The sequence below is a fragment of the Pedobacter sp. Leaf170 genome (assembly GCF_920984665.1).
In the GTDB taxonomy this organism is placed as follows: Bacteria; Bacteroidota; Bacteroidia; order Sphingobacteriales; family Sphingobacteriaceae; genus Pedobacter.
On the sequence record NZ_CAKLBP010000004.1, the window covers coordinates 365,466 to 388,615 of the forward strand.

Below are 23,150 nucleotides of genomic sequence, written 5' to 3' on the forward strand. Positions count from 1 at the left end.
AATTATAAACCTAACAATAAACCAACTTGAGCACAAACTTAAACCTCGAAAGCATTTTCGTTGATGAAAGCCAGATTCCGGAAGAATTTAGGCTTCACGAAGAAATAGAGCAGAAAGAGTTTCTCTCTAATGGAGAAATGAAAACCTGGAATGGTCCATTCAATGATGTTTTTTCGCCGGTGTGTGTAAAAACGCCCGAAGGCTTAAAACGTAAACGGATTGGCAGCTTTCCGGTTTGCACTGAAAAAGAATCAACAGAAGCACTTGATGCCGCAGTTGCTGCTTATGATAATGGCCGCGGACAATGGCCAACCATGAGCGTTGCGGATAGAATTAGTTGTGTAGAAAACTTTACACATAAAATGATTGAGCAAAAGCAAATTGTTGCGAAGTTAATTATGTGGGAAATCGGTAAATCTTATGCAGATTCTATCAAGGAATTTGACCGTACCGTTGAGTATATTTATGCAACTATTGATGCCTTAAAAGATATCGACCGTCAATCCTCTCGTTTTGAACAAGAACAAGGTATTATTGCTCAGGTTCGTCGTTCGCCATTGGGCGTTGTATTGTGTATGGGGCCGTTTAATTATCCATTGAATGAAACTTTCACTACCTTAATTCCGGCTTTGATAATGGGCAATACGCTACTTTTTAAACCACCTAAGCATGGTACATTATTGCATTATCCATTATTAGAGGCTTTTCGTTCGAGTTTTCCAAAAGGTGTTGTAAATACCATTTATGGAAGAGGAAATACGATTGTGCCTGGATTAATGAAATCTGGTAAGGTAAATGTATTAACCTTAATTGGTTCGAGTAAGGTTGCGAATGAGTTGAAAAAACTGCATCCAAAAGTGAATCGCTTAAGAGCAATTTTAGGACTTGACGCAAAAAATGCTGCAATTATCACTAAAGATGCAGATTTGGATTTAGCCGTTTCTGAAACTGTTTTAGGTTCATTATCATTTAACGGACAGCGTTGTACGGCGATTAAAATTGTGTACGTACACCGCAGCCTTGCACAAGAATTTTTAAAGCGTTTATCAGCAGAAGTAGAAAAATTAAAATTTGGAATGCCTTGGGAAAAAGGAGTTGCATTAACACCGCTTCCTGAGTTGAACAAGCCAGAATATTTAAAAGATTGCATTGATGATGCAGTATCTCATGGCGCAAAAGTGGTTAACAAAAACGGCGGACAAACCTTGGAGACTTTTGTGTATCCGGCAATTGTATATCCGGTTAACAGCAACATGAAATTGTATCGTGAAGAACAATTTGGCCCGGTAATTCCGGTTGTTCCATTTGATGATTTGGAAGAACCAATCGAGTATTTAATTGGCTCACCACATGGTCAACAAGTTAGTATTTTTAGTAATAACGCGGCTGTAATCTCTTCACTTATCGATCCATTGGTAAATCAGGTAAGCAGGGTTAACGTAAATTGCCAGTGCCAACGTGGTCCGGATGTTTTTCCATTTACCGGAAGAAAAGACAGTGCCGAAGGAACGCTTTCAGTTGTTGATGCTTTACGCTCGTTTTCAATTCGTTCGTTAGTTGCAACCAAATTAACAGATAATAATAAGAAACTGTTAAACGAAATTGTAAGCGGAGATGATTCTAACTTCTTAAGTACGAAGTATATTTTTTAAAGTAAATAGTCGAATCGTCATTGCGAGGCACGAAGCAATCTATTAGTAAAGATTGCTTCGTGCCTCGCAATGACGATTTTTTACCGCAACTTCTTCACCAAATTTAATTTCAGTTCTTTAATCCCTTCCACTACTAAACCTGCAATTTGCCGGGCACCTTCAGGACTTAAATGCGTATCATCTTTCTTGCCTGCCGGATAATTCACATGCCCGGAATCGACATAGTTAAAAAGTTTAATTGATGGTTTGTCACCTAATCTCTTCAATAAACTTTCAGTTTTAACCAACATATCAATAAGTGGAACTTTTAAAGAATCTGCAACTGCTCTGGTCGCTTTTGGATAATCGCCATGCGTATCCATCAACTTACCATCTTTAAAACTTCTTCTCGATATCGGTGTTAACAAAATCGGTATAGCGTTTTTATTCCTTGTTTCTAAAACATATTTGCAAAGGTTGGCTTTAAATTCACTAATTGATGTGCCTGTACCTGGCTTGTCAATCTTTTCATCATTATGGCCAAATTCTATAAACACATAATCGCCAGGTTGTAGTTTTTCAGTTATTGGCTGCCATTGTTTTTCATTTAAAAAAGATTTTGTGCTTCGGCCATTTAGCGCTCTGTTATCAATAACCACAGATTTTTTAAAAAACGATTGAATCTCCATTCCCCAACCTGTTTCCGGATAAGCCTTTGCTTGTTTGTTTGCAGCTGTCGAATCGCCAATTATGTAAATTGTGATTTGTTTTTTAATTGCGAAAGACATCAATAGTATCGAGCAAACCACTACAATGCTAAAAATTATTGTTGATTTATTTTTTAGGATTCCAGCCATCATAACCATACAAAATATTTGAAACAGTATATTTCTTTGCCTCATTTTTACTCAATTGCTTAGCCCAAATTACGCGTTGCGACGTTACCGAGCCTTCGCCAACATTTTTGAACTCTCCATAAAAAACTGTTTTTTCCTTATCAGGAAACATGGCATCACCTTTCCATGGATTCCAGCCATCTGCCGAAATATGTTTTCCTAAATCACAGAACAGAAAAACTGTTTTAGCATAAGGCCGCCATGGCCTGCCCAAATAAGCCTTGTTTACATCTGCTTCTGCAATTAACTTACAATGCAAAAATACAAAGCCAAATGTTTGTGCTTTTAATGTTGATGCAGCGGTGATAAAGGAATTTGTTAAATTCTTAATCGTACAGTCTTCAAATACAACAGTTGCCGAGCCAAAAATAAAATCGGTTGTGCCTTCTATATAACAGCTAGCATAATATTGCCTACTATTATCTGTGGCCAAATAAAGTGTATCCTGATTCCCTAAAAAACTACAATTTAGCGCTGAAAATCTATCTCCTTCAACATGTAAAGCAACCGCCTGGCCAACTCTACCTGCGGTATTGGCAATTGTTAAATTTTTAAAAGTAACATCATTCGCTTTTACCTGCACAGTAAAAGAAGTGAATGTAGAAAACTTAGCATTACCAAACTCATCCCTACCAGATGGAACCAGTTTACCTGAATAATCGTTATTGGTAATAATTGTGTTTGATTTGCTTTCTCCAATTAATAAAATTTTTGTTTTCCATGATGGAATAATAATCTTTTCGTTGTAAGTTCCGTTTTTTACAAAAATTTCAACTTCTTGCGCCCCTAAATCACGTATTGAATTTATGGCTTCCTGTATGGTTTTATAATTGCCAGTTCCGCTTTTATCAACAGTAATTTTTGAAAGATAAGTTTTATTCTGTGCGGATAAATCTCTTCCAGCAACGAGTAAAAGAAATAAGATGATAACCTTTGAGTAAATAAATTTCATTTTATTAGAATTGATTAGCAAAGCGATTAGATTAATTCGTCATAAAAAAAGGGCTAATAAAAATAGCCCTTTTTAAATTAATTGTTTGGTTTAAATTTTTTAATAACCGTATAACTGTCCGCCCAACTTCGGATTAGCATCAATTACAGATTGCGGCAGTGGTAATAATTCGCTTTTATTTGGTGTAAACGCAATTGCGTAATAGGCAAGTAATGTGCTATTAATTGTTGTTGGATTAACCCATGCCACATTTGCCGAACCAGTAGGTGCCGTTGGAGATGGCGAGTAAAATGAATTAAGCCATACCACAGTTGCCTGGTTTGGTGTGTAATACATGGTTGCAGGTAAATTTGCGTAAGGAGCAGACCTGGCTGCCATAAGCGCTAAGTTTGTTTTTGTTTCAGCAATTTTTGATGCAAGCATATTCCATCTGATTAAATCATATTTACGAATACCTTCACCGCCAAATTCAAACTGACGCTCTTTAACAATCGCATTGAAGAAACCAGTATAATCTGAAGGCGTAGTTCCAATTAGTGATGCTGTACCACCAAATCCACGCACTCTCACTTGCTCAAAAGCAGCTTTTGCAGCAGCAGTTGGCCCGGCGCTTAATTCATTATCTGCTTCAGCAAACATTAAAAGCACATCAGAAAAACGAATAATTGGCCAGTTAACACCAAAATACTGAGATGCGCTTGTTAAAACAGATGGCGTTTGCCAGTCTCTTCTAAACTTTCCATCAAGCATGGTAACCAAAGAACGTGGACGTAAAGTTAATTCCAGGTTATTATCGTATGGCGCACAGGTAACATCTCTGCGTCTATCGTTTGCATCAAAAGCATAAAAATAAGTTGGTAAAATGGTTAAGGCTGCATTTCCAAATGCTGTTGTACCAGGCGTGGCAACTGTAAATTGGCGAGGGCCGTTGTAATAACCAAGTTTACTATCGCCCACACCCGAGCTTCCTCCGGTCATACCAACTTCCCAAAGTATTTCTCCATTTGCTTCAAAACGGTGTGCATTTAAGGCATCTTTAAAAACAGATTGAAAACTTGCATTTAATTTATGGTCGGCCCTGGCCATAATTATTGCACATTCATCTTTAGCAATCTGATAAAATGTTTTGTAATCGGCATTACGCTTCATAGTTCTGTCACTTCTTAAAGAATATCCACCTCTAAATAAAGCATAACGGGCACGTAGCGCTCTAATTGCACCCTGACTTAATCTATCGCTTGTTACAGAAGATTCTGTACGCCAGGGAACTAAAGGAGCAGCAACAGCTAGGTCTTTAATAATGCGGTTGTAAATGGTATCTCTATCTGTTCTACCATTGTATGGGTCAGAAACATTTATTGATGAGGTAAACTGAGCCGGAACATCACCCCAATTTCTAATAATTTCGAAATAAAACTGTGCCCTCAAAGCCAATGCTTCGCCATAAAGTCTTTTGAGTTCTTTTTGATCTGCTGCACTACCATTTGTATAAGCATCCATTTTTGGAATATTATCTATACAAATGTTTGCACGTTCTATACCCGTATATAATTGATTGAAGGGGCCTGCCAACTGTGTATTAGCAGGTTGAACGTTAAAGTGGGCAATATCTCTACGTTCATTATCCGGATAAGGTGTTCCACCCTGACCCATCATTTCATCATTATCGTATGGATAATACATACTTAATCGTATGCCGTAGCCTTGGTCGCCACCAAGCGCTGAATAAGCACCCAAAACAGCCTTTTGTGCATTTGTTACGTTACTGAAAACGTAATCGTTACCGAAAGATGAAATTGGTTCTACTTCTAAAAATTTTTTACAAGAAGAAACGGTGAAAAGTGTTGTGGTGATAAAAATTCCACCTATAATTAATTTTAAATTAGTTTTCATTTTGCTCAGTTTAAAGCGTAAAGTTTATACCAAAAATAAATGCTCTGCTGCGAGGATATGCAGAATAATCTACACCAGGGGTTGTTCCATTGGCACGGCGAGTATTTACTTCCGGATCGTAACCAGAATAATTTGTAAATACAGCAAGGTTATTAACGGTTGCATAAAAACGCATTCTGTTTATTTTGATTCGTTTTAAAAGCTCGCTTGGCATAGTATAGCCCAAGGTTATGTTGTTAATTCTCAAAAAAGAACCATCTTCAACTGCGTAAGAATTTACGAAGAAAGAACTGTTACTGGTTAGTGGGCTCCAAAGCGTAGCATTTGCATTAAGTGCAGCCAATTCCGTAGGGTCGGTTACCACCACACCCTGGTCGTTTACATTTCTCCAGCGGCCATTCATAACAGCCAATAGATTACTGTTTGGCGTATAACCACTTGTAAACTCTAGCTTGTTTGCATTTAAAATATCGTTACCAACCTGGAAATTTACAAATACGTTTAAATCCCAGTTTTTGTAAGTAAAGGATTGATTAAAACCACCTGTAAATTTTGGATTTGCATCTCCAATAATTGTTCTATCATTCGTAATATCAACAATTCCATCACCATTTAAATCTTTAAATTTGATTACACCCGGTTTTGGCGTTAGTGAGGTTACACTCGAGTTATTTGGTACACCTGTTTTTAATGTATAAACACCATTTGCGTAGTTAAAATCTTCAATTTTATAAAAACCATCATTCACTAAGCCATACATTTTACCAACGGCCTGCCCTACTGCAACCTGGTAATCTGCCGGAACATTTGTTCCAGCCCAACCAGAATTTATTAAGAAAGCTTTTTGGTATTCACCCAAACTCTCCACTCTGTTTTTGTTGAAGGAAATGTTAAAATTAGTTGCCCAAGAGAAGTTTTTAGTTTGTATTGGTGTTCCGTTGATTTGAAACTCTATACCCTTATTACTTGTAGAGCCGATGTTTTGAAGTTGAAAAGCATAACCGCTTGTTGATGGAAATGGATTATTTACTAAAAGACCTCTGGTTTTATTGCTGTAAACATCAAGTGAAAATTGTAACCTGTTGTTTAAAAAACCTGCATCTAAACCAATATTTCTAGAGATTGTAGTTTCCCATTTCAGATTAGGGTTTGAAAGTTCTGGTGCAACCAGTGCCGTTACCAAAGTATTGTTTATATCGTAAAAAGCTGTAGGCCTGAATTGAGTTGTATATAAGAAATCGGCAATGCGGTTATTCCCTGCCTCTCCATAACTTACTCTCAACTTCAAATCATTCATACGGATGGAAGTTTTAAAGCTTTCCATAAATTTCTCATCCGAAATTCTCCAGGCAATTGAACCTGACGGGAAATAACCCCACTTATTGCCTTCAGCAAATTTCGAAGAACCATCTGCCCTCATACTTAAGGTTAAAAGGTATTTTTTATCGAATGAATAATTTAACCTGCTAAAAACGGAAAACAATCTTGCAGTTAAATCGCTTGATGTAGCTGCACCAGCCGGCGTTGTTCCTAAAGCCATGTTTGATAAGGCTCGCTCGGCGGTTATCCCGATAGGAAATAACCTGTTTTCTGTAAAGTAAGCTTGCACTTTATCTTGATAAAGCTCCTGACCGATTAAGGCATCGATGCTATGGCGTTTACTAAATTCGCTTTTAGAACCTGAGTTTGTATAAGAAATTACGTTTGAGTTGTTAATCGTTTGTCTGTTAGAGGTTCCGATAGAAGCAATTGGCTGAGATGAGCCAACCAGTCTTGATTCGTTTGTGATGATATCGTTAAATATATTAGTACGGCTGTTGCTAAAATCAACACCCAATGTACTTTTAAAAGATATACCCTTATAAATTGTGTAATTAAAATAACCGTTAAAGTTGGTTACGTTCGTAAATACCTTTTTGTATTCTGCATCATTCAATAATAATGGATTTACCAAAGAAAGGCTATTTCCATTTGTTTCACTGGCATAATCAGGATCATAAGCATAAACATCCTGACCTTTAACCAATAATGGCCTGTATTTAACCGCCTGGCGTAATCTGTTAAGCGATGAAGAACCCTCGCTACTTGTGCCTGCACCATTAACAACGGTGTTATTGTATCTTACATTAAAACCAACTTTAAGCTTGTTATTAAACTTATGGTCGAATTTAAAATTGATAAGCTTTCTATCGAAATTTGAAGCAAGCATTACACCGTCTTCAGTATTTGAAGTTACACTTAAATTAAACGTAGATTTTGCATCACCACCTGTTACACCAACATTGTGCGTTTGCATTAATGCATTTCTGCCAAATAATTCTTCTTGCCAATCTACAAATGGCGAACTTTTAAAACTCTCTAAATCGCCAAAAGTTCCATAATAACCTGCGTATAAACTTTCACTGGTTGCGTTTCCGCGACTTGCCTCGTACTGATACTTAACAAAATCATAAGGATTCATTACTTCAAGCTTATTTGCTAATTGTCTGATACCCACCAAACCGTTATAAGTAATGGTAGTCTTCATCTCTCTGCCGCCTTTTGTTGTGATTAAAACCACACCATTGGCACCACGGGAACCATAAATTGCTGTCGCAGATGCATCTTTTAAAACATCTATACTTTCAATATCTTGAGGTGATAAAACAGATAAAGCATTTTCTACCTGAATACCATCAACCACATATAGCGGTGTATTATCTTGCGTAATCGAACCGCCACCACGCACCCTTATTTGTGCGCTTGCATTTGGCGTTCCTTCTGAAACTGTAATCTGCACACCTGCCAAACGACCAGCAATTGATTCTGCCAGAGAATTATTAGGAATATCTTTTAATTGTTTTGCCCCTACTGATGAAACTGAACCGGTTAAATCTCGGCGATTAACCGTTGCATAGCCGATGGCCACAACTTCATCTAATTCTGTAGCGTTTGATTCCAGACTGATTTTTAAATTCGTTTGGCTACCAACCGTAACTTCTTTGCTTTTATAACCTATATAATTAAAAACCAACGTAGCTCCGGTATTTACGGCTATAGAAAACCGCCCGTTGTTATCGGTTTGTGTACCGGTTTTGGTTCCTTTAATTAAAACGCTTACGCCTGGGATGGTTTCACCTCCTGCTTCGGTTACTGTGCCCGAAACCGTTTTGGTTTGCCCAAGCGCAGTGCTGAAATAAAAAGCGAATACACTAAAAAAGAGTAAAATTCTGCTCATAACTGTTAATTGTTTGATATTTGGTTTTTTTAGAATGTGCAACTGCTTGCTTATAGAATATTATTTTTAGTTGTAGAAATATTCTTAGTTAATATTTGGTTGTATGGTGTAACAATTTTACAAACTAAAAATGGCTTGAAACCAGTTTTAGCCAAAAAAGTGTGCAATCGTTCCCAAAAACGTAGTTTTAACGTTTATAAAAAATAGACTTGAAATGCCTAAAAGAGATATTTTTTGTAACTTGTGAGCAAGTATAAGAGATGAGATTTGAAACTTCAACTATAAAAGATATTGCCAAAGCTTTAGGATTATCTACTTCTACAGTTTCAAGAGCTTTGAGAGATCGCTACGAAATTAGCGAAGAAACCAAAAAAGTAGTTTTAGCATACGCCGAGAAAGTAAATTACCGTGCCAACCCAATTGCCAGAAGCTTAAAAGAAAGAAGGAGTTATTCAATAGGCATTATTGTAAGTGAAATTGCCAATAACTTTTTTTCTCAGGTGATAAATGGAATGGAATCCATCGCTTACGCAAGGGATTATCATGTTATAATAGCACAAAGCCACGAATCCTCCAAACAGGAAAAACTTAACGTAGAGCATCTGGCATCTCGTTCGATTGATGGTTTGCTTATTGCCTTATCATCAGAAACCCAAGATATCAGTTACCTTAAAGATTTATATCAAAAAGGATTGCCCATTGTGTTTTTTGATAGAGTACCCGATAATTTTGAAACACACAAAGTGATTGCAAACAATTTTAAAGGCTCTTTTGATGCAACGGAACATTTGATTTTATCTGGCAAAAGAACAATAGCACACTTAACCAATTCTGAAACCCTATCCATTACAAAAGAACGTTTGGCTGGTTACAAAGCTGCTCTCGCCAAATATCATATCAATTTTAATCCAGAACTGGTAAAATATTGCCAGCATGGAGGCATGCATAGTGCCGAGTTAGAAGATGCAGTAAAAGAACTTTTGCCCTTTAAACCTGATGGTATTTTTATTTCGAGCGATAGGTTAACCACTGGTTGTATTATGGCTTTAAAGAAAAGCAGCCCTGAAGTTGCACATAAAATCGCGATAGCGGGCTTTACAAACTCAAGCCTGGTCGATTTATTTAGTCCTTCTTTAACTTCGGTTAAACAACCAGCCTTTGAAATGGGGCAAGTTGCCACAGAATTGCTTATCTCAATGATTGAAGCAAAAAGACCAATTACCGAATTTGAAACTAAAGTATTGGATACAGAGCTTGTAAGGATGCAGAAAAACGTTGGAAATCCATTTCTATAGACTTCATTTACAAAAGCACAATTAATTATTTAAAGCCTAAATCTCTTTTACTTACCTTTGCGCCATGGTAGAAATCATTTTAAAAAGGGGAAAAGAGAAGGCAGCAATTCAAAGGCATCCATGGATATTTTCGGGTGCTTTGGAAAAAGTAAAGGGTAAACCAGAAAATGGAGAAGTTGTAAAAGTTATTGCTTTTGATGATGAGTTTTTAGGCTATGGCTACTACAACAGCAATTCTCGTGTGGCTGTTCGCCTTTTGGAATGGGATGAAAACCAAACAATAGATACAAAATGGTATGAAAACCGTTTAAAACAAGCTATCGCTTCACGCCAGTTTATTTTAAATGATGAAACAAATACATGCCGCTTAGTATTTAGCGAAGCTGATTTTTTGCCCGGCCTCATCGTAGATAAATACGCAGATTTTCTTTCCTTGCAGATATTAAGCTCAGGCATTGAAAGCGTTAAAAATGATATCGTTGAAATTTTAAAAGCAGAACTTAATCCGAAAGGAATTTTTGATAAAAGTGATGCCATAGCCCGCGGACATGAAGGTTTAGCCATTGAAAATGGTTTGCTTTGGGGAGAAAATCCACCTGAATTTTTAGAAGTAAAAGAGAATGGAATTGCTTACCATATCAATATTGCAGAAGGACAAAAATCGGGCTTTTACTGCGACCAGCGAGATAACAGAAGCATTTTGGCAAGCTATACAAATGGCAAGAAAGTATTAGATTGCTTTAGTTACAGTGGTGGTTTTACTTTAAATAGCCTTGCGAAAAACGCCAAAAGCGTTACCAGTGTTGATAGTTCTGCTTTAGCCATCGAAACCTTAAAACAAAATATTACCTTAAATAATTTTGATGCGGAGAAGGTTACAACTATACAATCTGACGTTAATAAACAATTGAGAGTCTTTAAAGATAGCGGAGAACTTTTTGATGTTATTGTTTTAGACCCACCAAAATATGCGCCTTCTCGTTCGGCGATGGATAGAGCGGCAAGGGCTTATAAAGATTTAAATCGTTTAGGCATGTTGCTTTTAGAAAAAGGTGGTTTACTGGCTACTTTTTCTTGCTCAGGAGCGATTGATATAGAAACCTTTAAACAAATTATTGCCTGGGCAGCGCTTGATGCCGGCAAAGAAGTTCAAATCATTAAACAATTTTGCCAGCCTGAAGATCATCCGGTTCGTATTTCTTTCTCTGAAGGAGAATATTTAAAAGGGTTATTGCTCAGGGTTTTGTAAGAAAAAATGCCACGGAAACACAGAACACAAGGAAAAAAATTCCGTGTTAATCCGTGTTTACGTGGCAAGTTAAATCTTTAAATCTTTTGTGAACTTTCAAGTTTTTCATATTCACCTTTCCAGGCATAAAAACCAAAAATCATAAGCCCCAGGCTAATTGGGAAAAATATAAAAAGTATAATTCCCCACTGCAACATGGTGTTTGTTCTTTCGATATCGCTATGCGCTAAGCCTACTTTATCAATTGCCTGAATAAATAAAAAAGTCATCGCAACCGGACCTAAAACCATCCAAATTAAACCTAAAAATTTCTTTAACCTATTCATAAAAAATATTTTCTAATCGTTAATGTTTTCGTCTGCTTTGTTCGATAAATAAATTGTACCGATTATTAAACTTAAGGTTGCAATCCCGATAGGATACCACAGACCAGAAAGTGGATTTGAGCCTGCAAAACTGGCAATTAATGTTGCAATAAATGGAACCAAACCACCAAACACCCCATTACCAATGTGGTATGGAAGCGACATGGAAGTGTAGCGTATTTTAGTTGGGAAAAGTTCGACCAAAAAGGCTGCTATTGGGCCGTAAACCATGGTAACCAGCAATATTTGAAAGAAAATCAATCCTACAAATTTCCAGAAAACAGGCGTTGGTAATACTTTATCTTTAACCAATTCTTTTGCTGGCAAAATTCCTTTGGTAACAGAGATGGTATCGGTTTGAACTCTTGTAAACTGCATACCATTTGCAAGTTTTACTCTGGTTTCCACCACACTTAAACTATCTCCAGAAGCTGAAAGAGGCGTAATTTTGCTATCGCTCGAAGTACTAGAAAGCACAGGACTGTTAGCATAATTCTCAACACTCGTATCATTTAAAAACGTTTGGTAAATCGGTCGGTAAAAAATAATACCGAGTAACATTCCGCTCAGCATAATCCATTTCCGACCAACTTTATCGCTCCATGCTCCAAATATCACAAAGAAAGGTGTTGCAAAGGCTATTCCCCAAAGCAAAATATATCTCGAATCGTTAAAATCTAATTTACAGGTGTTTTCTAAAAATGATTGAGCGTAAAATTGTCCGGTGTACCAGATAACGCCCTGCCCCATGGTAGCCCCAAATAATGCCAGCAAAACCATTTTAAAATTCGCCTTATTGTTAAAGCTTTCTTTTAGTGGATTTTTAGAAACCTTGCCTTCTGATTTAAGTTTAGAAAACATTGGCGATTCATGCATTTTCAGCCTGATGTAGATTGAAACAACCACTAACAAAATAGAAAGTAAAAAAGGAATGCGCCAACCCCAATCGCCAAAAACATCAGCGCCTAAAATATTTTTGGTAATTACGATTACGCCAAGCGATAAAAATAAACCCAATGTAGCGGTTGTTTGAATCCAGCTGGTAAAAAAGCCCCGCCTATTTTTTGGCGCATGCTCTGCTACGTAAGTTGCTGCTCCACCATATTCACCACCTAAAGCCAAGCCTTGAATAAGTCTTAAAATTAAAACCAAAATCGGGGCAGCATAACCAATGGTTTTGTATGAAGGAATTAATCCGATTAGAAAGGTAGAACCGCCCATTAAAATGAGCGTGAGCAGAAAAGTATATTTCCTGCCAATTAAATCGCCTAATCTGCCAAATACCAAAGCGCCAAAAGGACGAACAATAAAACCCGCAGCAAAAATTGCAAGCGTATTAATTAGCGCAGAAGCCCCGGCATCTTCAGGAAAAAGTTGATGCCCGATAATTACAGCCAGACTACCGAAAATATAGAAATCGTACCACTCAATTAATGTACCCAAAGATGAGGCACCAATAACTTTAAAAATGTTATTCTTCGGAAGTTCTTCACTCATAAATATGATATTTGGTTTTCTAAGATAATGATTTGCAGTTCAAAACAATATAATGTGCTTTAGCTTGATTTAAATTGTTACAATTAAAACATTTCAGCTTTACTTTTGTATTTTGATACGAAAAAATAAATTTATGCTTTTAGTACAAAACATTAGGTTAACCAGAATATTAAGAAATACCTGGCAAGTTGATTTAATCATGATTGCATCTTGCAGCGTGGCTTACTTGGTTAGGGAGTACCTGATTGCGCATCATTTTGAAATCCCATCGATAATACCAACTGTTTTAGGAACAGCCATTGCCTTTTTTATTGGTTTTAACAATAATCAAGCTTACGATAGATGGTGGGAAGCCAGAAAAGTTTGGGGCGCATTGGTTAACGATTCTCGCTCTTTTACCAGAAATTTAATTAATTATGCTGAAGACGATCAGGTTATTGTAAAAAGAATGATTTACAGGCACATTGCATTTCTTTATGCATTGAAGGCTAACCTGAGGGATACAGTAGATGAAATTTATATTAAATATTTGGATGAAGCCGACATCGCCGAGATGGCAAAACACAAGAATACGCACAATGCGCTTCTAAATATTCAATCCAGAGATTTACAAAAATTATCAAAAGCTAATGCAATTGATGGTTTCAGATTTATAGAAATTAACGAAATGCTTGTACGTTTTTCTGACTCGATGGGCATGAGCGAACGTATTAAAAATACGATTTTCCCAACTACTTATAACTATTTAACAAAGGTTTTTATCTGGTTATTTGTTATGACCTTTACACTTGTTATCAGTCAATCGGCAGGTGTATATTCTATATTTTTAGGCTGGATGATTGGATTCGTTTTTGTATCAACCCAAATTAATGGTATGAGCCTGGTTAATCCATTCGAAAATAATTCGGCTGGTGTTCCTTTAAATTCTATTACCAGAACCATCGAAATTAATTTACTGCAAATGCTGGAAGAAAAAGAAATCCCTGAACCAATAAAACCAATTAACGAGGAATATATTCTTTAATTTTTGTGATTTAATCGCTTTGCGATAAACACAAATAACATGGAGAGTAGCCAGAAAACAATCATTATAATAAAAGTATTTAATAATGCCTTCGGGTAACCCAACTCTACTACATTGATAAAGGGATACGGATATTCGTTAATTACGGAACCGCGGATAATAGTCATTACCACATAGCATAATGGGTAAATTAACCAGTTAAAAGTTTGTTGATATTTCAGCGCCGATTTTTCCACAAAAAACACCCATAAGCCTAAAAACAATAATGGGTTTATTACATGCAAAAGTTCATCAGCTACTATACGCCAACCTTTTAATTGCACTAATCCACGAAGTGCAACATTATAAATTAGCCCAACAACTAATATGTAAATGGTAATTGCGGTTATGGTTGAAGATTTTGAAAAAAATTTGCCTAAACTTTTACCATGAAATAATACTATTGATGTTAAACATATACCACATAATATATTTGTAAGTACTGTAAAATAAGATAGGAAAAGAGCTAACGTAGAAATGACATTGCCATTTTTAAGTCTTAAACTTAAGTTAAATTGCAAACAGAGTGCAAACCAAATAACTATTGCGGCGATTAAGGCATAAATCTTTCCTGAGTGAGATTTCATAAAATTGAGCGGGTGATTTAAAAATATTAAGGCAAAAAAAATGCCTACCCTAAACAAGGTAAGCATTTTTTTTAGCTTAAAACCAGCCTTATTCTTTAGGAATATTACGAAGCTTAACTGGTTTTTTATTCTTTGTATTTTTCTTCATTTTTAAATTTAACATCTCTACTAAAACAGAAAATGCCATTGCAAAATATACATATCCTTTCGGGATGTGTTGGTCTAAACCCTCAGCTAATAAGGAAACGCCAATTAGCAATAAGAATGATAATGCAAGCATTTTTACCGTTGGGTGATTGTTAACAAATTCACTAATTGCTCCAGCCGAAAACATCATGATAATTACGGCAATTACTACGGCGGCAATCATAATCTCGATATGATCTGCCATTCCAACAGCTGTAATTACGGAGTCGAGGGAGAAAACAATATCCAATATTAAGATTTGAACAATGGTAGCCCAAAAAGAATGCTTTTTTATATTGCCTTCATCATCTTCTTCACCTTCTAATTTGTTATGAATTTCATGTGTGCTTTTGTAAATCAGAAACAAACCGCCAATAATCAAAATTAAATCCCGCCCTGAAATCGCTAATTTCTCAAACCATTCTCCGGATGTAATGCCTATCCAACTTCCAATATTAAATAATGGAGAAGTTAAAGTCATTATCCAGCTTAAAGAAAGTAGCAATAATACTCTGGTAATCATTGCTAAACCTAAACCAAGCTGCCTTGCTTTTTTCTGTTGATTTGCTGGCAATTTGCCCGATAAGATAGAAATGAATACGATGTTATCTATCCCTAAAACGATTTCGAGAACTGTTAAGGTTAGTAATGAAATCCACGCTTCGGGCGTGCTTAAAAAGTCCATATTTTTATTAATCTGATAGCACGAAGATATTAAAAAGACTTATGCTTTTAGGCAATAGGTGATTAAAATTTACCTTGGATTAGCGCTATTTTGTCTTAAAATTAACAGGATATTCGACTAGTGGGTAGCCATCTATTGATTTAAAACCTCTGCCAGTAATTAACATTTCATAATTTTGATTTGGTTTAAGTTCTATCAAAAACTTTAAGCTTTTGTTACCATCTGCAAATCCTAAAGGTTTTTTAAGTGGGAAGGTTTTTTCTCCACCTGCACCAAAACTAATCGACATTCTGTTTTTATCCATTGGCTTAGAAAAAAATATGGTCAATTCGGTAATATTTGATTCAACATTTATATCGCCATTCCTAAAAGGTCCTATTTGCGTAACTATAGGCTTATTTTGCTCGAAAGCTTTCACTATTTCTTCCTTATTAAATCCTTCGATAAAATAGTTGGTATTTCTTAAAAATCTTTCTACAGCCACATCATTACCATAATCTAGCTCAATCAACTCTTTAATGGCGGCTTTCTTGTCTTTAGCTTTCTCATAATAATCTTTGCAAATAGAATAGCCGATGTAATAACCTAAGTCTCCTACCCCATATCGGTTTGATGTTCCATTATACAACCAGCCACTAAATTCTGACAAAAACATTTCTTCCTTAAACTTTGCTTTTAACACTTCATGATTAGCTTTCCCATAGGTCATGTAAGGCATAGCCGGAACTTTTCCGGTAATTAATTCGGCAACAAAATCTGCTGTGCCTTCAAAAATGCATTGGGCAAGTAAAGTATTACCATTACTTTTTTCTTGTGTGTGAACATATTCATGCATGTTTAAAAGAACAATATCTTTAAAAGGATTAGACCCAAAATATGTAGCTAGCCATTTTTTGGTATTTTGTGGCAACTCAGAAATATCTACTTCAGAATCTCCCGTTGCAAGCTCTGCGCCAATTAATACTTTATCACCTTGTGTAGTACCGCCAGAACGCATAGCACCTATACAGAAATAAATGCTTGCAGATTTTAATTCGGGGTATAGTTGCTTAAATTTTTTAAGGTATGGGTTAAATTGGGTTGTTAAACTTTTAACTTGATAAGTTTTAGCACGTATAGATGCCCAATACTTAGGATATTTACGAATACAATCCAGCCAGGCAGCTGTAGTATAACTTTTTGCTTCCATAAAAGCTTTCAGGCCAGGCGTACCTTTATCTACGTATTCAGCTTGTAGAATTTCAAGCTGTTTTAAACTATCAGTTACATTATTTACTTTATCAAATGCCAACCAAAAATTATCAATATCTGCAGTTATAATAGCTTGCTTAGGCGCTTGTGCAAAAGCAGATATCGCCAATAAATTAAAAGCTAATAATTTGAATAAACTCCTCATGTTTAGATGTGTATCTTAATGATTTTTGATTATAGCAAAAAGTCTTGCATCAATTAAGAAACAAGACTCAAAGCTTTGATTTTTTATCTTATTTAAAAACGACAGCGCCGTATTCTGATTTTATCGAAATATTGGCATTCCCGCCGCTTCCAACTTTTCCTGTATACTTTTTAGTTTGGTCGTATTCGCCGCTGGTTTTACTTGCCGAAACATTCGAGCCATGTTTAAAACCTGCATAAGTTGTAGTAACATTAAAGTTTGCTGCGTATCTATCATCAAAACCAACACCTACACCAACATATTCGCCATCAAAAATTAAGTTTTTACAAGCCGGTGTAATTTCGGAAATGTTTAATTTATTGTAACTCATCGCAATATTAGCATCTCCATTTAAAGTACCGAGCGCAACACTTGTATATTCACTTTTTAAAGATAGCTTGCCCACGCTTGCCATTGTTAAACTACCATAAGCTTGCTTAATTACCGTATTGCCTTTTACGTTATTGATGTTAACCTTTGCATATTCGGCGTTAAGCATTAAATTACCTGCAATATTACCCACAGTTAAACCAGAGCCGTACTGTATTTTTAAATCTGCAGATTTACGTATAGAGTTAATATTAACTCCAACATACTGGGCATCCAAATCGATTGTATTTACTGCGCCTATACTTAGTCCGCTACCGTATTGGTGCTTTACAATTGCCGTATTTAAATCTTCGATAGTGGCTTTACCATACTGTACATTAATATAGTTGTTATTGTTGGATAAATTCCCGGCAGTTAAGTTTCCGTATTGAACCTTAATAGATGTTGGACCTGAAAAATCGCCCATATCAACATTACCATATTGTTGTGAAACCGTTAAAGCATTTACCGATGGCATGTAAACCGTATAATTTACCTTAACTTCTCTTCTCCAGGTTGTAACTCCGTTTTTTACGTTTCTACCATATCGGCCACTTCTATCGCCTACATTAGTTTTAAAAGAAACAAGATCACCACTCTTTGAGGCATCAATGCTCACCTCATCAATAAGTTTCTGCGCATCACTTTCTGATGTGCTATAGGCTCTTATGTCAACATCAACCTTTACTTCTCTTTTGTCCCAGGTTTTAATTACCATGGCTCCATACTGATTGTTAAGATTAACTTTATCACCATTATCAACGCTGAAACTTTTACTAAAAGATTTGGAGCGTTCATTATCACCTCCCGTTTCCTGAGCATCGTTTGTATAAACATTAACAACGGAAGATGTATTAGATGTTATTTTGGTGTTTACAACCGCATAATTATTATTGGCTGTTGTAATTGATATGTTGGCTTGCTGAGCGTAAGAATTTACGGCGATTGAAGCCACAAAGGCTAATAGTATTGCTTTTTTCATGTTGTTGTTTTTTTTAAAACACTGTTGCTTAAACCTGCCGGCTGGCCTAAGTTTTAGTGTTATGAGCGCATGTATTTTTATTAACTAAATTTGGTTAACCTTCTTATAATCGTCTACCTGGTTTATTATTGATAATTGTTGCTTTAATAGGTTTAACTGAAGCTCGCGATTTTTAACCATCGCTTTAACCACAAAAACCTGATTTGGTGTATTTGGCAGTTCCGCTTTTAAACGTTCGTAATCTTCATCAAGCTTTTTTAAATCAGCTGTAAATTTTTTGTACAAATCGGGATTTGTAGAAGCAAAAATTGCCAGGCTATCCCTTTTTTCAGTAATTAAACTCGTAAACTGAATTTCTTTCTTAGCAGCAGCTGCATTTACATCAGCAATTTCTACATCATTATTTTGTGTTCTGCCTTTATACAACCAAACTAACCCAAAAACAACTACAATAGCCGCAGCCGTACTCATCCATAAATACAACCTTTTTGGCTTTACCTGTTTTGCAGGTTTTTGCTCATCTAATTGCTTTTCAATTTTTGCCCAAAGCGCAGCCGATGGTTCCATTACATCGAAAGCCTTTCGGTTATCCTTAACAAATGTTTCTAATCTATTATTCATCTCTCATCCCTTTCATTTCTAAAATACTTTTCAATTTCTTTTTCGCCCTCATGTATTGTGTGCGACTCGTATTTTCACTAATTTTTAAAATATGCGATATCTCTTCGTGGTCGTAACCTTCTAACAAATACAAACTCAAAACCACTCTGTAACCATCTGGCAATTGTGTTATGGCTTGTCTAACTTCATCCGCTTGTAATAAAGTTTCGTGTTCATCAAAACTTAATTCATCAGGCACTTCACTAATTTCATCAGTACTTACAAATTCCATTTTTCGCTTACGCAGATAGTTAATGGATTTGTTGATTACAATCTGTTTAAGCCATAAACCGAATGTGGTTTCCTGTCTAAAATCAACAATTCGTGTAAAAGCATCTAAAAACGATTCCTGCAAAACATCTTCTGCTTCCTCTTCGTAATTTAAAATTCGCAAGGCCACGTTATACATCGCCTTGGCATACAGTTTATATAATTCAAACTGCGCTGCCCGGCTGCCCTGCATGCATTCTTTTACTAATTCTAGGTTTTTATCGATGTATACCGTCTCCAAAATTTTGATGATTCTGATTATAAGACATAAGAGATTTTAAAACGTTGCATCAAGGTAGAAAATAATTAAAGAAACTTCTTTACGCTCATAAATATGTAATTGTTTGAATTTTAGAAAAGCAATTGCAGTAGCTTTTAGGTTATTGTAGCCCCGCCTTTCGTTGCAATCTTTTTTAAACTCCTGTCAATCCCTTACACTTGGGTCATTGCGAGGAGGCACAGCGTGGTAATCTTTTTCGAGCATCCATTAAAAAAGTATTTTTACTACAATCGGGTTTATTTAACTTCGTTTCTACAATAAAATAACCACCCCGCCCTGCGGGCACCCCTCCAAAGGAGGGGAATTGCAAAATGCCCTATTCAATTCATCTTAAATTTTGAAAACACTGAAACAAAGGATTAACTTCATGCCATGGAAACAGATTTAATTATTTCGGAAATAGATGCGATACACAGAAAAATTGATTTAGCATTAGAGCAGAAAGACGTTGGCGCATACGCATATTTTCTTGATGAAAGCATTGATTATAAAAACGCTGATGGAACCATATTAGATAAAGCCGGGCTATTTGAAGAAGTTAAAAGATATTTTGATAGCCTAAAATCGCTGAGCACTTCACATTATCGAATTAAATCATCATTCGATAATGAAATTTTTATCGAAAAAATTGCCAGAAAATCAGTTGTACATCAAAGCAATCTGCTAATATTCACCAAAAAGAAAACCACTCAAACCGAAGAAATCTACCAATGGAAACAATTTGGCCCTGAATGGAAAGTCATATCAATTGAAATTACTTTGGAGGAAAAATATTAAAAGGAAAGCTTTCCAATTCCGTGTTTTCTGCGCTTCCGTGGCAAGCAAAACAGCAACATAATTTTACTCAAAACTTTAAAACAAAATCGGTATTTTTGCCGCTCAATTTAGATTACAATATATGTTAAGAACAGTAACTTGTGGTGCGCTAAACCTAAATAACCTAGGCGAAAGTGTAACTCTATGTGGTTGGGTACAAAAATCAAGAGATTTAGGCGGTATGACTTTTATAGACATTCGCGATCGTTATGGCATAACACAGTTAGTTTTTAATATGGATGATAACCGTACGTTATGCGAAGCCGCCCGTACGCTTGGCAGAGAGTTTGTAATTAAAGCAACCGGAACCGTTGTAGAACGTAGCAACAAAAACCCTAAAATGTTAACCGGTGATATTGAAATTAAAATTTCGGACTTGGAAATACTTAATGCAGCTAAATTACCTCCGTTTTTAATTGATGATGAAACGGATGGTGGTGATGAGTTGCGTATGAAGTATCGTTACCTCGATTTACGTCGTAACCCGGTTAGAAATAACCTGGTTTTACGTCATAAAATGGCACAATCGGTTCGCCGTTATTTAGATGCTTTAGATTTTATCGAGGTAGAAACTCCGGTTTTAATTAAATCTACACCAGAAGGTGCGAGAGATTTCGTTGTACCTAGCCGTATGAACGAAGGCGAGTTTTATGCTTTGCCTCAATCGCCACAAACTTTTAAGCAATTGCTTATGGTTTCTGGTTTCGACAGGTATTTCCAGATTGTTAAATGTTTCAGAGATGAAGATTTAAGAGCAGACCGCCAACCAGAATTTACACAAATCGATTGCGAGATGTCTTTCATCGAGCAGGAAGATATTTTAAATACTTTCGAAGGTTTAATCCGCACTTTATTTAAAGAAGTTCGCAATTACGATTTACCTGAAGTTCCGCGTATGCAATATGCTGATGCAATGCGTTTGTATGGTTCTGATAAACCAGATACACGTTTCGACATGCAATTTGTAGAGCTGAACGATATTGTAAAAGGAAAAGGTTTCCCGGTTTTTGATAACGCAGAATTGGTTGTTGGTATTAATGCAAAAGGTGCTGCAAGCTATACCCGTAAACAATTAGATGAGTTAACAGATTTTATCAAACGCCCGCAAATAGGTGCAACTGGTTTAATTTACGCCCGCCATAATGATGACGATACCATTAAATCATCAGTAGATAAATTTTTTAACGAAGACGATTTGAAACAATGGAGCGAGGCTTTTGCCACAGAAAAAGGCGATTTAATTTTGGTTCTTGCTGGCTCAACAGATAAAGTTCGTAAGCAATTAAACGAACTTCGTTTAGAAATGGGTAATCGTTTAGGCTTACGTGATAAAAACAAATTTTCGGCACTTTGGGTGTTAGACTTCCCGCTGTTAGAATGGGACGAAGAAACTGAACGTTATCATGCCATGCACCATCCTTTCACCTCTCCAAAACCAGAAGATATCGCTTTGCTTGATACTGACCCTAAAAATGTTCGTGCAAATGCTTACGATATGGTTATCAACGGAACGGAAATTGGCGGTGGTTCTATCCGTATTCACGATAGAGCGTTACAAGCTTTAATGTTTAAACATTTAGGTTTTAGTGCAGAAGAGGCTCAAAAACAATTTGGTTTCTTAATGGATGCTTTTGAATTTGGTGCTCCGCCGCATGGTGGTATCGCTTTCGGTTTCGACCGTTTAACCTCAATCTTTGCTGGTTTAGATACCATTCGTGATGTAATTGCATTTCCTAAAAATAATTCGGGAAGAGATGTAATGATTGATAGCCCAAGTACAATTGATGAAAAACAATTAAAGGAACTAAAGATTAAGACGGATCTATAGATGGTTCAATAGTTCATTGGTTGATTAGATCATTGGGCTAATCATACAAGGATTTTGACAATAAAAAAACCCACTTAGCATAATGTTAAGTGGGTTTTTTAGTTTTATCATTTCGGTATAAACTAATGACCAACTAATATTGATGAACCAATGTTACTAATGAACAACTGATACCAATGAACTAGTAAGTTTCACTATCCGGCGGGATGCCATAATCAATAAATTTTTTGTCTTTTTTTTCTTTCTTTTTTCCAAACCAACCTTTAACAGAATTAAAGATTGCAGAAATATGTTCAGCATCAAGTGATTTACCAACTTTTCCTGAAACCAATCCAACAGCTGCTTTAGTTAAAAACCCGGCGCCTCTAAATAAGGTTTTATTCATAAACATTGGTAAAATTAACGACATTGCAGTACCACTAAGATTTAGCTTATCATCAACTTTAAAAAGATTACTAGGCGTAGCATATTTTTTAATCAATGCGCCTAAAGTAAACTGCTTTGCATATTTTTTGGCGTCTGCCTTTAGCAAATTTCCTTTTAGCGTGAAATCTACCTTAAGCTCAAGCTTTCTAGATTGCAAATCTTCGAGAGTGCGAATGTTTTTATATGCGCTCATCTTCTTCCTCCTTATCCGCTAGCTTATCAAAATACTTTCTTATCGCAATATTAATAATTGCCTTTTCTATGTACTTATCTTTAGTTACATAAACCCCAACGGCAAGGAGTATATAAATTAATGATACACAACCAAAACCACGTGTAAAACTACCAAGAACATCAGATAAAAATAACGCCAGCGTAACCGAGCCGAACAGGAAAGCCAAAATAAAGCAAACAATTACGGCAGTATTTGTAACTAAATCTGCAAAAATTTTAGATACTTTTTCTACTAAATAAAGCCTAGTATATTCAATCCTAGCCTCTAAATAGCCCTTCGCATCGTCAACAATATCTTCGATGCTTTTTTCTTTATTTTCTTGCATAGTTTAGA

General features: G+C 36.0%; 20 protein-coding genes. 6 read left to right on the plus strand and 14 right to left on the minus strand.

Going from position 1 to position 23,150, the window contains the following annotated elements; genetic code table 11:
* Positions 1 to 26 precede the first annotated feature (26 nt).
* Positions 27 to 1,652 carry an NADP-dependent glyceraldehyde-3-phosphate dehydrogenase gene (locus tag LUA90_RS12415; protein WP_231460594.1) on the plus strand — a complete coding sequence of 542 codons (1,626 nt, stop codon included), beginning with the start codon at positions 27 to 29 and terminating at the stop codon, positions 1,650 to 1,652.
* A gap of 80 nt (positions 1,653 to 1,732) precedes the next feature.
* Here the strand turns inward: LUA90_RS12415 and LUA90_RS12420 are convergent, their stop codons facing one another.
* The 4 genes from LUA90_RS12420 to LUA90_RS12435 form a co-directional block, all read right to left on the minus strand.
* Complete coding sequence (locus LUA90_RS12420; RefSeq protein ID WP_231491151.1) at positions 1,733 to 2,491, minus strand: rhamnogalacturonan acetylesterase; 759 nt, start codon at positions 2,489 to 2,491, stop codon at positions 1,733 to 1,735.
* Positions 2,466 to 3,479, minus strand: a complete 1,014-nt coding sequence (locus tag LUA90_RS12425) for a pectinesterase family protein (RefSeq protein WP_231491152.1) — start codon at positions 3,477 to 3,479, stop codon at positions 2,466 to 2,468. Before LUA90_RS12425 ends, LUA90_RS12420 begins: the two co-directional genes overlap by 26 nt.
* 99 nt (positions 3,480 to 3,578) lie before the next feature.
* The gene (locus LUA90_RS12430; RefSeq protein WP_231491154.1) at positions 3,579 to 5,372 is read right to left on the minus strand and encodes a RagB/SusD family nutrient uptake outer membrane protein; all 1,794 of its coding nucleotides are present in this window, start codon (positions 5,370 to 5,372) and stop codon (positions 3,579 to 3,581) included.
* A gap of 10 nt (positions 5,373 to 5,382) precedes the next feature.
* Positions 5,383 to 8,589: a TonB-dependent receptor gene (locus LUA90_RS12435; RefSeq protein WP_231491155.1), complete on the minus strand. Its 3,207-nt coding sequence runs from the start codon at positions 8,587 to 8,589 to the stop codon at positions 5,383 to 5,385.
* 260 nt (positions 8,590 to 8,849) lie between these two features.
* On the opposite strand from LUA90_RS12435, the gene LUA90_RS12440 reads away from it, so the two are divergent.
* Together LUA90_RS12440 and LUA90_RS12445 are read left to right on the plus strand one after the other, a co-directional pair.
* The gene (locus LUA90_RS12440; RefSeq protein ID WP_231460599.1) at positions 8,850 to 9,884 is read left to right on the plus strand and encodes a LacI family DNA-binding transcriptional regulator; all 1,035 of its coding nucleotides are present in this window, start codon (positions 8,850 to 8,852) and stop codon (positions 9,882 to 9,884) included.
* Positions 9,885 to 9,948: 64 nt separating this feature from the next.
* Positions 9,949 to 11,133, plus strand: a complete 1,185-nt coding sequence (locus tag LUA90_RS12445) for a class I SAM-dependent rRNA methyltransferase (RefSeq protein ID WP_231491156.1) — start codon at positions 9,949 to 9,951, stop codon at positions 11,131 to 11,133.
* A 77-nt stretch (positions 11,134 to 11,210) separates the two neighbouring features.
* Here LUA90_RS12445 and LUA90_RS12450 read toward each other — a convergent pair whose 3' ends face one another.
* Together LUA90_RS12450 and LUA90_RS12455 are read right to left on the minus strand one after the other, a co-directional pair.
* Positions 11,211 to 11,459, minus strand: coding sequence for a DUF6814 family protein (locus LUA90_RS12450; protein ID WP_231460601.1), 249 nt, complete (start codon positions 11,457 to 11,459; stop codon positions 11,211 to 11,213).
* Positions 11,460 to 11,471: 12 nt separating this feature from the next.
* Positions 11,472 to 12,995 carry an MFS transporter gene (locus LUA90_RS12455; protein WP_231491158.1) on the minus strand — a complete coding sequence of 508 codons (1,524 nt, stop codon included), beginning with the start codon at positions 12,993 to 12,995 and terminating at the stop codon, positions 11,472 to 11,474.
* A gap of 133 nt (positions 12,996 to 13,128) precedes the next feature.
* Here LUA90_RS12455 and LUA90_RS12460 point away from each other — a divergent pair, with 133 nt between their 5' ends.
* Positions 13,129 to 14,019 (plus strand): bestrophin family protein, encoded by an 891-nt coding sequence (locus tag LUA90_RS12460; RefSeq protein WP_231491160.1) that lies wholly within the window; start codon positions 13,129 to 13,131, stop codon positions 14,017 to 14,019.
* Here the strand turns inward: LUA90_RS12460 and LUA90_RS12465 are convergent.
* The 6 genes from LUA90_RS12465 to LUA90_RS12490 all read right to left on the minus strand — a co-directional run bounded on the left by LUA90_RS12465 (position 14,016) and on the right by LUA90_RS12490 (position 19,473).
* Positions 14,016 to 14,645 carry a Pr6Pr family membrane protein gene (locus LUA90_RS12465; protein ID WP_231491161.1) on the minus strand — a complete coding sequence of 210 codons (630 nt, stop codon included), beginning with the start codon at positions 14,643 to 14,645 and terminating at the stop codon, positions 14,016 to 14,018. The two genes, LUA90_RS12460 and LUA90_RS12465, sit on opposite strands and share 4 nt — an antisense overlap.
* A gap of 88 nt (positions 14,646 to 14,733) precedes the next feature.
* Entirely contained in the window at positions 14,734 to 15,516 is a 783-nt protein-coding gene (locus LUA90_RS12470) for a TerC family protein (RefSeq protein WP_231460605.1), read from the minus strand.
* An 85-nt stretch (positions 15,517 to 15,601) separates the two neighbouring features.
* The gene (locus LUA90_RS12475) at positions 15,602 to 16,912 is read right to left on the minus strand and encodes a DUF2268 domain-containing putative Zn-dependent protease (RefSeq protein ID WP_231491163.1); all 1,311 of its coding nucleotides are present in this window, start codon (positions 16,910 to 16,912) and stop codon (positions 15,602 to 15,604) included.
* Between the two features lie 88 nt (positions 16,913 to 17,000).
* Positions 17,001 to 18,302 carry a hypothetical protein gene (locus tag LUA90_RS12480; RefSeq protein ID WP_231491165.1) on the minus strand — a complete coding sequence of 434 codons (1,302 nt, stop codon included), beginning with the start codon at positions 18,300 to 18,302 and terminating at the stop codon, positions 17,001 to 17,003.
* Positions 18,303 to 18,386: 84 nt separating this feature from the next.
* Positions 18,387 to 18,923 carry a hypothetical protein gene (locus tag LUA90_RS12485; protein WP_231491167.1) on the minus strand — a complete coding sequence of 179 codons (537 nt, stop codon included), beginning with the start codon at positions 18,921 to 18,923 and terminating at the stop codon, positions 18,387 to 18,389.
* Positions 18,916 to 19,473 carry an RNA polymerase sigma factor gene (locus tag LUA90_RS12490; protein WP_231491168.1) on the minus strand — a complete coding sequence of 186 codons (558 nt, stop codon included), beginning with the start codon at positions 19,471 to 19,473 and terminating at the stop codon, positions 18,916 to 18,918. The genes LUA90_RS12485 and LUA90_RS12490 overlap by 8 nt, the downstream gene beginning before the upstream one ends.
* A gap of 411 nt (positions 19,474 to 19,884) precedes the next feature.
* Between LUA90_RS12490 and LUA90_RS12495 the strand changes: the two genes are divergently transcribed.
* Positions 19,885 to 20,289 carry a hypothetical protein gene (locus tag LUA90_RS12495; RefSeq protein WP_231460609.1) on the plus strand — a complete coding sequence of 135 codons (405 nt, stop codon included), beginning with the start codon at positions 19,885 to 19,887 and terminating at the stop codon, positions 20,287 to 20,289.
* A gap of 121 nt (positions 20,290 to 20,410) precedes the next feature.
* A complete protein-coding gene (aspS, locus tag LUA90_RS12500; protein ID WP_231491169.1) occupies positions 20,411 to 22,156 on the plus strand; it encodes an aspartate--tRNA ligase in 1,746 nt (581 codons plus the stop codon).
* A gap of 181 nt (positions 22,157 to 22,337) precedes the next feature.
* Here the strand turns inward: aspS and LUA90_RS12505 are convergent, their stop codons facing one another.
* Both LUA90_RS12505 and LUA90_RS12510 read right to left on the minus strand, forming a co-directional pair.
* A complete protein-coding gene (locus LUA90_RS12505) occupies positions 22,338 to 22,775 on the minus strand; it encodes a hypothetical protein (protein ID WP_231460611.1) in 438 nt (145 codons plus the stop codon).
* On the minus strand, positions 22,762 to 23,142 hold the full coding sequence (locus LUA90_RS12510; protein ID WP_231491170.1) for a phage holin family protein: 381 nt from the start codon (positions 23,140 to 23,142) through the stop codon (positions 22,762 to 22,764). Before LUA90_RS12510 ends, LUA90_RS12505 begins: the two co-directional genes overlap by 14 nt.
* Positions 23,143 to 23,150 lie beyond the last annotated feature (8 nt).